The sequence below is a fragment of the Kitasatospora sp. NPDC058032 genome (genome assembly GCF_042885845.1).
Classification (GTDB): Bacteria; Actinomycetota; Actinomycetes; order Streptomycetales; family Streptomycetaceae; genus Kitasatospora.
Map to the genome: position 1 here is coordinate 1 of NZ_JBHVRK010000053.1, position 11,362 is coordinate 11,362.

Consider the following 11,362-nt stretch of genomic DNA (forward strand, 5'->3'; position numbering starts at 1 on the left):
CTCGGCCACATGACCCCGATCGCCTACGAGCAGAGATCAGTTACGCTGGCCGTCGCTGCATAGCACTCGGTGTCCACATTCCCGGGGGAAGCCCCGATGGCCATCAGGAAGTCGTCGTGTCCGGTGAGTTCGCCGACCTGTTCCCCACTGGCCAGATCCCAGACCCGCACGGACACGTCGTCGTCGCTGGCGAGCGCACACGGTCGCCCCTGGACGACAGCCGTGCCCAGACACCACACCTCACCGTTGATCCCCGGCAGCTCGCCCGTCTGCTGGCGGGTGGCCAGGTCCCACGCGAGTACCGCCCAGTCGCTGGCCGTGACGACGTACGGCCGACCGTCCACGACCTCCGTCGCCACCGCCCACACTCTGCCGTTGAAGTCGCTCATGGGCCCGCCGACCGGTTGGCCGGTCTTAAGGTCCCGCACCCGGACCGTCTGGTCCTTGCTGCCGGTGACCACGACGTGGCGGCCGTCCGAGAAGGTTGTCACCACCGCGTCAACACCGCCGGTGTGCCCGGACGGGTTCATCTGGAAGTGCGGGTCACTCCGCGCGCCGGTGGACCACAGCACCTGCCATGGCTCGGTGTCGACATCCTCCACTGACACGGCGGCAATCCGTGCCGACAACTCCCGGTCCCCGTACCGAGCCGCGTCCAGGGCCAGCAGTTGCCGCCGCACCCACGGTGGCACGTCCCGGTGTACGTCCACCGACGCCCGGTAAACCGCAGCCATCAGTCGCGCATCGGAATCCGCATCGGAAGCCAGCAACCCCAGAACCCGCTCCGGATCAGCGTTCACCAGCCATGGCAGGTCCGTCCACCACCCTTCCGCCCCCGACGGATCCGATGCCGAGGCGGTCATCTGAACGTCGTCACTCATGGCCGAAACTCTAGCTAGCTGAGCGGGCAGCGGAGCGCGCTCCTGGACGTGCTCACCCGGCACGCCGGGACCGTCACCGGCTGATCCCGCGGGTCGCCTTCCGCCTGCGGCCGTCGTTCCCGGTCCCGGGGGTGGTGCGGCCCGAGGGGAACGTTCTCTTCCCGTGGCGGTCCGAGAGCGGCGCGGGCGCACGTGTCACCCCCGGGTGGACCGGCCGGCTCTTCGCCGCGTGGAAGAAGCATGCCCCGGGTGCGGTGGGGTGGCCCGGTCCCCGCGAGGCGTGGCGCACAGTGAGTATTCGCATACGCACGGTATGCTTCGGGCGAGTCGGGCCGCCCGCGTGGAGTGCAGACGCCGCCGTGGGGGGAATCCGCCGTCCGTGAGGAAGGGCGCCATGCCGAAGTTGAAGGCCGCGATCTCGGCGAAGGCCAGGGACGAGAGGGTCGAGCGGATCGCGCGGTACCTGGAACTCGACGACCGCGACGTCGAACCGCCCCCGGGTCCGGATGTCGAAGGCATCGTGGTGACGGGGCGGGCCCGGCGCCTCTCGCCGGTCCCGCGCTCGCCCGGCCGGCCGAGCGGCCGGGTTCGCGGTCGCCGGTGTCGCCGGTGCGCAAGGTGGCGTGGTTGTCCACGGCCGGTGGCTCGAGCGGATCGGAACGGCGATTCGGCCTCGTGGTCGGAGAAGCCTTCGCACCTGCCGCGAGCCGCGAAATCGACAAATCTTCGAGATCTTTCCCCATTCCCATACCGCGGTGAGGTGGGTCACATCTCCTCGCCGGATGTCTCGCGTAATTCCCGGCGGCGCCGATTGAAGATCGTCCGGGCCGCTGCAGGGTGGACGGAGAATCTTTCGGGAATGCGATGTTTCCAATAGTTTTTTCGAGGGCCACCCGAAGTCTCGCATGTCGGACGCCGTGCGGAAGCTCGACCCCGCGCGGGTGGGAACCTTCTCGTCAGGTTCCGCTGGCATGTTTCCGACGCTCCGGATCTGAACGAAACCGGTCGACGAGTGGATCCAGCACGTCTTTCCGCCGGACATTGCAGAGGGGGAATCAATGAACGAGTCCAGCCAGCCCGCCGGTGCGCTCGAAATCGGCGAGCGAGGGTACGTCCACAGCCGATTCGGCACCGTGATCGGTCCTGAATTCATTCAGGGCACCGATTGGAAACTCTTCGCCGACAGCTGGAACAGCCTGAGCCGGGACGGCTACATGTCCGACGGCGGCACCTACCGGGAACGCCGCTACTCGGAGTTCTCGCACGACGCCGCCCAGGGACGCACGGCCCTGCTCCCGCACGTGCCCTACTCCCAGACCAAGGAAATTAACTACCTGAACGGAGGCATCGAACGACACTTCGATCCATTCGATCGGCACGTCGCCGAAAGCCCCGTGCTGAATGCGATCTTCCAGTGGTGCGCCGACATCCTGGCCCGCACCACCGGCACCGCGAACTGGAAGGTACAGAGCTTCCAGAACCGCATCCTGGCGCGCTCCACGGAAGCGGGACAGCCCACGCCCGAAGGAATCCACCGAGACGGCGTCGACTTCGTCCTGACCCTGCTCGTCGGGCGCGAGTCCGTCGACGGCGGCACCAGCGCGCTCTACGACGCCCGCACCCGTGAATGCCGCGCCGAGGTCCTGCTCACCGAACCCGGAGAGTTTCTGTTCGCCGACGACGAGAAGATGGTGCACGGCGTCACCCCGCTGACCCCCGCCCATCCGGGCGGCCAGGGTCACCGCGACGTCCTGATCGCCATGTTCACCCGTGCCGACGCCTGACCGGGAGAGGGCCATGAACCACAGCCGGATCATCCGCTCCTTCCGCCAGCTCACCCCGGACCACCTGGACCCCGCCGCACCCGTCGTCACCCTGTTCAGCGGAGGCCTGGACAGCAGCTACCTGCTGCTGCGCCTGCGCGACGCCGGGTTCCGCGACGTGCACGCGGTGAGCGTCAACCTCGGAGAGGACGAGACCACCGAGCACAAGCAGCGAATCGCCGACAAACTCGGCGTGCGGCTGCACGTCATCGACGGCCGGCAGGTCTTCGCCGAGGAGTTCGTCCGCCCGGCCATCGCGGCCCAGGCGGTCTACCTCGACACCCACCCCGTCAGCTCCACGCTCAGTCGCCCCCTCATCGCCCGCCTCGCCGTCGAACTGGCCCGCGAACTCGACGCCATCGCCGTCCTGCACACCGCCAACCGGTCGCAGAACACCCTGCGCCGGTTGAACGGCGCGCTCACCCTGCTCGACTTCCGCGGCGCCTACGGCAGCCCGTACGACCTCGACCCGGTCGACCGCGACCAGAAGATCCTCGAACTCAAGGAGGCCGGCCTGGACCGGATGAGCGAACGCATCGTCAGCGGCGACTCCAACCTGTGGTGCCGCGAGTTCGAGTCCGGCATCCTCGACGACCCCGAGGAACACGCCGTACCCGCCCACATGTACGCATGGAGCACCCCCCGGCCGCAACACACCGAGGAGACCGTCGAGATCCGCTTCCACCAGGGCGTCCCGGTGGCCGTCGACGGCGAGGAACTGCCGATCCTCGACCTGATCGCCGGGCTCAACACCCGCGTCGGCGCCTACGGACTGGGCCGCTACAGCGGCCTCGAACACCTCGACAACGGGGAGAAGGTCCTGGAGATCCGGGAGATGCCGGCGGCCTGGCTGTTGCTGCGCACCTTCCGTCACCTGGAGAACGCCACCCTCGAAGCCGAGACCATGCGCGAGAAGATGCACCTGGAACAGCTGTGGGTGCGCGAGGCGCTGGAAGGCCGCTGGTACGGCGAACTGCGCCTGGCCGTCCAGCACTTCATCGACTCCTGCGCCAGCCGCGTGACCGGGACGGTACGTTGGCGGCTGACCAGCGGCGGCGCGGACACCCGGGCGATCGTCGCCGACGAGCCGCGCTACCTGCGTGACCGTGAGGCGTGGGAGAAGGAATCGATCCGCACCGAGCGGGCTCCGTACCTGGCAGCCTGACCGGGCCCCGCGTGACGGGCAGGGCCGGGTGGCCGGGGAACCCCCGGTCATCCGGCCCGCCGCACCCACTCCCCACCACGAAAGCGAGAGAGCACCTCGTGCCCAAAGGACAGTCACGCGCCGGTCTGATCGACCTCCTGCTGTTGCTCGTGGCAGCCGTCTGGGGCTCCACCTACCTGGCGGCGAAGGAACTCGTCACGCCCGCCACCGTTGTCGCCGTCCTCGCGCTGCGGTTCCTGGTCACCGCGGTGGCCATGCTGCCGCTCGCCGTGCGCAGACTGCGCGGTGCCGGCCGCGACGAGATCGTCACCGGAACGCTCCTCGGCCTCATCCTCGCCGTGATCTTCCTGTTCGAGACCTTCGGCATCGCCCACACCACCGCGACCAACGCCGGGCTCATCATCAGCCTGACCATCGTCATGACCCCGCTTCTGGAGAGCGCGGTGAGCCGCTCCTGGCTGCCCGCCCGGTTCTTCCTGGCCGCCGCCATGGCCGTGGCCGGCGTCGCCCTCCTCGCCTCCGGCTCCGGCCTGCACGCCCCGACGCTCGGCGACTGGCTGATCCTGGCCGCGGCGGCCGTACGGGCCGTGCACATCACCGTGATGCACCGGCGCTCGGCCCGCAAGAGCTACGACTCGTTCACCCTCACCTTCCTCCAGATGGCGACGGCGGCGGCGCTGTTCTGCCTGGCCGGCCCGCTGGCCGGTGACTCCGCTCCCGCCCTGGCCGCACGCCTGGGCCCCATGCAGTGGGTGGACCTCCTCTACCTCGCGCTGATCTGCACGGTCTTCGCGTTCTTCGTCCAGATGTGGGCGGTACGCACCACGTCACCGTCCCGGGTCAGCCTGCTGCTCGGCACCGAACCCGTGTGGGCGCTGCTGGTCGGTGTCCTCCTGGGCGGGGACCACCTCGGACCGTACGGCGCCGCGGGCGCGGCGCTGATCATCATCGGCGCCGGCTGGGGACAGCGCATCGAACGCCGACACCGGGAAGGCACAGCGGGCCACCCCGAACCGGACGGCGAATCGCCCGACCACGACCCCGCCGACACCCAACTCGCCCACCCGGCCTGACCCAAGACCCGCACACCGGCACGCCACGACCAGCGCCTGGCACCTCCCCGACGGCCGGAGGCCCGCGGGGCGCCGGCGCGCTCCACCGACAGCTCCCGGACGGCGGCGGCGTGGGCCTGGCCGTCGGACAGCAGTGTGGGGACGGTACCGGCGAGGCGGCGGGTGGCGCAGGGGAGGCCCGCGTCGACGAGGTCGACGGCGGCCTGCGACAGCGCGAGCGGCATGCGCCCGAGATCCCCTGCGAGGCCCGCAGTTCCTGTCCGGGTTCGTGCCGGCCACGGCCGGTGAAGGCCCCGGTGAGTGGCGGCCCGGGCGGCGCCCCTGCCCCCCGGTCGCGACGGTCGGTCCGTGTCCGGGGCCCCGGACGCCGCCCTTCCCGGCCCGGCCGGGCACGGCCGGACGACAGGCCGTACCGCGGCGGATCAGGTACCCGACCGGGCACGGCTGGGTACCTGATCCGCCCCCGACTGAGTAGTCGCACTCATGTGCGGTTCGGTGCGGTGCGGTGGGATCGGCCTGTGGACAATCTCCCGGCCGGACCTGACCCGTCATCGCGCGACCGCGACGCGTGGAAGTTCCCGCTCGTCGCGACGGTACTGCTGCCGCTCTGCCAGGTCCTCTACTGGTACTTCGTCCTGGTGCGCGCGGTCGAGGTCGACCAGTGCGTGCCGCGGGGTGCCTGCGGGCGGGACTGGGGCCCGCAGTACAGCGCCGCCCACGGCCTGACGGGCGCACAGCTGCTGCTCGTCACGGCCGCCTGGATCCTGCCGCACCGGATGCGCTGGGCTACCTGGCGCTTCGTCGCAGCCGCCCTGAGCGTGCTGTGCGGCCTGGCCTGCAGCGCGGTGATCCAGCACTTCGACTGAGAGCGCCCGCCGGCGTCCCTGCGGTCTCCGGCTGACGTGCCCACGGTGGGACGGCGGGTGGTGCTGCGGTTTCGTGTCCGGCGCTTCATGTGCGAGGACGTCTCCTGCGGGCGGCGGGCGTTCGTCGAGCAGGTCGCGGGCGGCTGTGGCGGGCGGTTGTGGTGCGTCGGCGTGCGGGCTTGCGGGCCACGGCGTTCCCCTCCTCGTCCACGGCGTGCCGGCGAGCCAAGGGGCGGACGGCGTCGTGACGCAGGGGAACCGGTCAACCACGAGGTCGGACGGGCTCGTGGGCAGTGCGCCGATCGCCTCGGTGCCGGTCAGCGGTCCGGTTCAGAGCTTTTCCAGTTCCGCTCGGCGCGCCGGCGGCGCGGACTGCCAGTGGCCGCCGAAGCGCCTGCGCAGGGAGGACCACAGCGTTTGCGGATTCGCCGCCGGGAAGCCGGGCCGACCCTCGCGCCTGCGGGGAGGACCCAGCCGATCAGTCGCCGCTACCGTCCACCGCCGGCTGACCCCCGCCGGCGCGGGGAGTACGGGCTGACGCCGGTTCGGAACGCTGGGTGGTGCGCCGCCCCGGGTGGGGCAGCGCACCCGATGTCACGGTGTGCGTTGGAGTTCCTCGACGGACGCGCCATCAGTGGAAGCAGCGGCAGCCGCGGCGATCCGCGGGGCCGGGGCCACGGCCGGGGACCCGGCGCCGGGGGAGGGACGGCCCGAGGGCGCGGCCGGGCGCAGGAGGAGGGCGCAGCCGAGGGCGGCCAGCAGGGCGAGCGAGGCCGACACGATCAGGCAGAGCCGGAGGCCGTCGAGGAAGGAGCCACCCAGTGCGGCCAGGGCCGGTTCGGTGGCGGGGCCCAGGTCGAGCCCGGCCACGGCGCCGAGGCCCTGGTCCCGGGCGGCGGCGAGGGCACGGCCGGTGGCCTCCGCCGGCACGCCGCCGTCGGCGAGTCGGCCGGGCAGGGAGTCGAGGGCGCGGGTGGTCAGCAGTGCGCCGAGCACGGCGGGGCCGAGGGCGCCGCCGAGCTGGCGGAAGGCGTTGTTCCCCGCGGCGGCCATGCCGGTCAGGTGGTGCGGCACGGAGGAGACGGCGGCGGCCGTCATCGGGGTGAGGACGGCGCCGATGCCGAGGCCGAGCAGGACCAGGCGCCAGGCGAGCGACCCGTAGGAGGTGCCGGCGTCGATGCCGGTCAGCGACAGCAGTGAGCCCGCCATCACCACCAGACCGGTGGTGATCATGACCCGGGCGGACACCCGGTGCATCAGGCGTCCGACGGGGATGCCGACGACGAGGGACGTCCCGCTCACCAGGACCATCCGCAGTCCGGCCTCCAGGGTGGTCAGGTGCTGCACCAGGCCGAAGTACAGGCTCAGGACGAAGAAGAAGCCGATCAGCCCCAGGAAGCTGATCATGGCGACCAGGGTGGTGGCGGCGAAGGCCGGGCTGCGGAACAGGGCCAGGTCGAGCATCGGGCTGCTGCTGCAACGCTCCACGAGGACGAACGCAACCGCGCTCACGGCACTGAGCACCAGGGCCGCCACCACGGTGGGCTCGCCGAAGCCGTTGGCGCCGCCCTCGATCACGCCGTAGACGACGGAGGTGACGGTGACGGCCGCGCTGATCTGCCCGGGCCAGTCGAGCCGCCGGCCGTGCGGCGCCCGGGAGTCAGGCAGCAGGAAGGCCGCGACGGCCAGCACGACCAGGGACACCGGGATCGGCAGGAGGAAGATCCAGCGCACCCCGACGTGCTCCAGCAGCACCCCGGCCATCAGGGGCCCGACGGCCAGCGAGGCCAGCATGGACATCGCCCACACGCCGATGAACCTGCCCCGCTCCCGGTGGTCGGGGACCGCGTGGCTGATCAGGGCCAGCGTGGTGGGCAGCAGGGCCGCCGCCCCCAGGCCGGAGGCCGCCTGTCCGATCCACAGCGACTGCACCGAGTCCGACCCCAGCGAGACGGCCGCGCCCAGCGCGCAGAAGGCCATGCCCGCCTGGAACACCCGCTTGCGGCCGTGGACGTCGCCCCACACGCCGGTGGTCAGGATCAGCGCGGCCATCGGTAGCACGAACGCGTCCGACACCCAGGACAGCTGGGAGGTCGAGGCGCCCAGCGTCCGCTGGATCGCGGGCAGGCTCACCGACACGGTGGTCACGGGAAGGTAGGCGACGAAGACGCCGAGACAGGCCATGACGAGCGTGACGCCTCGTCCGGCCCCGGGGCGTTGCACCGTTGCGGGGTTCACGAAGTGGTTCCTTCGACTGCGGGGTGCCGCGCGGGCACCGGCTGCTGGTTGGGCAGCGACCAGCTTCGCCCCCGCCGGCGGATAGTCCCCAAGCGATCTCGGCAGAAGGAGAAGAACCTCCATCCGTGCGCTCGCCTGTGTCAGGATTCCTCCGTGTATGACGACCTGGACCGCAAAATCATCCACGGGCTGCACTGTGCCCCGCGGGCCTCGTTCCGCCGCCTCGGCGAGGTCATCGGAGTGTCCGAACAGACCGTGGCCCGCCGCTACAACGCGCTGCGCCGCGGCGGGGTCCTGCGCGTGGTCGGACTGAGCAGCCCGGCCGCCCACGGACGGGCGGAGTGGATCGCGCGGCTGCGGTGCCGCCCGGACGCCGCCGGGCCCGTCGCCGAGTCCCTCGCCCGCAGGCCCGAGGTCGGCTACGCCGGCATCGCCTCAGGCGGGTCAGAGGTCATCTGCCTCATCCGCTCGGCCAGCGGCACCGGGCGCGACGACGTCCTGCTGCGGCAGCTCCCGAGGGCCGCCTCACTCCTCGACACGAGCGTGGACCTGCTCATCCACACGTTCACCACCCCGGCCACGGCCGGCTGGGCCGGCGGGGAACGCTCCCTCACCGACGAGCAGGTGCGTCAGCTGATGGCGGAGCGCCCCGCACCCGCCGGGCCGCCGCTTGCCCCGACCGACGAGGACCTCCCCCTCTTCGCGGCCCTGGCGGAGGACGGCCGCGCCTCCCACACCCGCCTGGCGGAGGCCACCGGCTGGTCCCCGGCCCGCGTCGCCCGCCGGCTGGAGGCCCTGGAAGCCGCAGGCTCCCTCGCCTACGGCATCGACATCCTGGCCGAACGGCTCGGCTACGAGTTCAGCGCGCTCCTCTGGTTCCAGGTCGACCTGCCCGCCCTCCACCGGATCGGCGAGGAGATCGACCGGCACGACGAATGCGCCTTCGCCGCGGCCACCAGCGGCAAGCACAACCTCCTGGCCGTCGTCATTTGCAAGGACACCCCGGACTTCTACCGCTACCTCAGCCGCCGCCTGGCCCACATCGAGGGCATCAGGGGCTACGAGATCAGCATCCGCGCCCGCCGCCTCAAGCAGTCCGTGTCCCTCATCCACCACGGACGGCTGATCCACCCGGGCTGGGGGTGAAGGGGCCGCGGGTTCAGATCCCGCCGTCCGGCGTGGGCTGACCCCCGCGCCTGCGGAGAGGACACCACGACCTGCACGGCTCCCACCAGTTCCACGGCTGACCCCGCGGGAGCGAGGAATGAGACGGCGGGCGACGAACGCGCCCGCCGAGGTTCCCCTACGGAGGGCCGCGCGATCGGGCTCGATCGTCCCGGGAGCCAGTGATGCCCTGTCAGATCACTGCCGTACTCGGACTGGAGCCGGTTCCGGCAAGTGTGGAAGGAGTTCGGTCGAAGATGAAGCGGCCGGCCGACCGGGGCTGGGCCGACGAGCCCACCCCGGGACGGTTCACGCTCGCCGCCGGGCCGGCCGGCGGCTCATGAGTATCGTCATCGACCACAGCACCATCTGCTCATGCACGGCGGGGCAGCGAATCGGTCTCGCCTCGCGGGATCGCCAACGAAAGAGCAACTGATGCAACCGATAGTCCTATTCGACCTGGACGGCCTTCTGATCGACTCCGAGCCGATCTGGGACGCGGCAAAGCGTGAAGTGTTCGGTCCGCTTGGCCTGCACCTCACAACGGAGATGCAGGCGGCGACGCGCGGGCTGCGGCAAAGGGACATGGTGGCCTACTGGTTCGACCGGGCCACCATTCAAGCCGACCCCGACGACGTCGAGCGGCAGATCGTGGCCGCCGTGTGCCGTGGGCTGGCGGGAGTGGTGCTGAAACCCGGCGCCGAACACGCCGTCGCGGCGTGCGCGCGTGCGTCGAGGGCGATGGCCGTCGTGTCATCCTCGCCGGAGTCGGTGATTCGGCATGCGCTCGCGAGCACCGGGCTTGACCGATCTTTCGATGCCGTGTTTTCGGCCGAAGACGACGAACACGGCAAGCCCCACCCGGGCGCCTACCTCCGCGCAGCCGCCGCCCTCGGCGCGTCACCCAGCGAATGCATAGTGATCGAGGACTCGCTCAACGGCGTCCTCGCCGGCGTGTCGGCCCAGATGACGGTCGTCGCCGTTCCCGAGGCCGCTGATCGCTGCGATCCTCGCTTTGCGATCGCCACTCTGGTACTGGAGTCCCTCAAGGATCTCGATACCTCTGTATTCGGCGCGTATGTGTCCGGGGGGAGCCGGGACGCCACGTGGGCATCGCGTGCTGTGGATCCTCAACCGTTCCGCGAACCAGATCGTGCTGTATGACGCCCTCGCTCGTGGGTTCGGGCCCTCACGGGTGAAGGCCCGAACCCAGTCCTCACCCACTTCGTCCCACCAGTACTCACTCCGCGTGATGTGCAGGTCGTAGCCCATGGCCGCCCAGCGTAAACGGACACGTAGCACCGCGAAGCCACGTCGAACCAGGTACCGGATTCGCTGGCCGCCGACTGACCCCCGCCTGCGTGGGGAAGACGGGCGCACACAACGGTGAAAGGCGAGGGTGGTCGAGCGGAGACATCCACGCCCTTCTGCCAGACCGAACCTCGCGAACGACATCACTCACTGATCTGAGTGTGCGCCGGTCCCGAGTCGTAGCGGTCGAGGAACGCGTTCGCCGGGAGGTCGAGCGCATGAAGCTTGGAGAACACCTCCGTACCCGCGCCCACCTCCCCGTCGCCGTCGGAGATCCGGTACGCCTGCACCATGCCGAGGACTTCGAAGTCGCCCTCCCGGGCGTACTCGGCCGACTCCCGCTCGGCCAGTTCCACGGCCTCGTCGAGGGACCGTGCGCGAAACAGCACGACACGCTCCTCGTAGGGACGGTTTTCCCCGGTCAGCCATCTGTAGAAGGTCCTGGCGCTGTACCACGCCTTCGGCTCTTGCCCCATTGCGGTCCGTCACCCTCTTGCGCCAAACCATGATCGTTGCAAAGACAGACCCACTTTCGCAACAGGCCCAGCTCCCTCTGCTCAAAGGCGATTCTCTGCTCGACTGACCCCCGCGGGTGCGGGGCGGATGATCAGTGCGAGGCTCTCTTGAGAGGCCGTCCCGGACATCGACCTGCGGGGCGGTGGGGCATCGAGATTGAGGTCCTCACGGCAGCCAACCGCGCTGCCATCGTCCTTGGTGATCGCGTACCAGTGAGCTCTTTCAGAGTGGCCACTGATTCCCAATGAGGTTGTCAAGTAGCGTTGGTGACGCACTGTGGTCGGATCACGTCGCTGCGGTGTTTGCGCGGACAGTAGCGGTCTCG

Annotated in this window: 9 protein-coding genes; 6 read left to right on the plus strand and 3 right to left on the minus strand. The window is 70.5% G+C overall.

Annotated features, from left to right (window positions below; translation table 11 throughout):
• Positions 1-23: 23 nt before the first annotated feature.
• Positions 24-881 carry a hypothetical protein gene (locus ACFVUH_RS37020; RefSeq protein ID WP_387918012.1) on the minus strand — a complete coding sequence of 286 codons (858 nt, stop codon included), beginning with the start codon at positions 879-881 and terminating at the stop codon, positions 24-26.
• 1,058 nt (positions 882-1,939) lie between these two features.
• On the opposite strand from ACFVUH_RS37020, the gene ACFVUH_RS37025 reads away from it, so the two are divergent.
• The 4 genes from ACFVUH_RS37025 to ACFVUH_RS37040 all read left to right on the plus strand — a co-directional run bounded on the left by ACFVUH_RS37025 (position 1,940) and on the right by ACFVUH_RS37040 (position 5,808).
• On the plus strand, positions 1,940-2,665 hold the full coding sequence (locus ACFVUH_RS37025; protein ID WP_387918013.1) for a 2OG-Fe dioxygenase family protein: 726 nt from the start codon (positions 1,940-1,942) through the stop codon (positions 2,663-2,665).
• 13 nt (positions 2,666-2,678) lie between these two features.
• On the plus strand, positions 2,679-3,869 hold the full coding sequence (locus tag ACFVUH_RS37030; protein WP_387918014.1) for an argininosuccinate synthase-related protein: 1,191 nt from the start codon (positions 2,679-2,681) through the stop codon (positions 3,867-3,869).
• Positions 3,870-3,967: 98 nt separating this feature from the next.
• The gene (locus ACFVUH_RS37035; protein ID WP_387918015.1) at positions 3,968-4,942 is read left to right on the plus strand and encodes a DMT family transporter; all 975 of its coding nucleotides are present in this window, start codon (positions 3,968-3,970) and stop codon (positions 4,940-4,942) included.
• A 518-nt stretch (positions 4,943-5,460) separates the two neighbouring features.
• On the plus strand, positions 5,461-5,808 hold the full coding sequence (locus ACFVUH_RS37040; RefSeq protein WP_387918017.1) for a hypothetical protein: 348 nt from the start codon (positions 5,461-5,463) through the stop codon (positions 5,806-5,808).
• 594 nt (positions 5,809-6,402) lie between these two features.
• Here ACFVUH_RS37040 and ACFVUH_RS37045 read toward each other — a convergent pair.
• Entirely contained in the window at positions 6,403-7,992 is a 1,590-nt protein-coding gene (locus tag ACFVUH_RS37045; RefSeq protein WP_387918025.1) for an MFS transporter, read from the minus strand.
• 207 nt (positions 7,993-8,199) lie between these two features.
• Between ACFVUH_RS37045 and ACFVUH_RS37050 the strand changes: the two genes are divergently transcribed.
• Together ACFVUH_RS37050 and ACFVUH_RS37055 are read left to right on the plus strand one after the other, a co-directional pair.
• Complete coding sequence (locus tag ACFVUH_RS37050) at positions 8,200-9,192, plus strand: Lrp/AsnC family transcriptional regulator (protein ID WP_387918019.1); 993 nt, start codon at positions 8,200-8,202, stop codon at positions 9,190-9,192.
• Positions 9,193-9,645: 453 nt separating this feature from the next.
• The gene (locus tag ACFVUH_RS37055) at positions 9,646-10,374 is read left to right on the plus strand and encodes an HAD family hydrolase (RefSeq protein ID WP_387918021.1); all 729 of its coding nucleotides are present in this window, start codon (positions 9,646-9,648) and stop codon (positions 10,372-10,374) included.
• 290 nt (positions 10,375-10,664) lie between these two features.
• On the opposite strand, the gene ACFVUH_RS37060 is transcribed toward ACFVUH_RS37055, so the two are convergent.
• Entirely contained in the window at positions 10,665-10,997 is a 333-nt protein-coding gene (locus ACFVUH_RS37060; protein ID WP_387918023.1) for a DUF4288 domain-containing protein, read from the minus strand.
• Positions 10,998-11,362 lie beyond the last annotated feature (365 nt).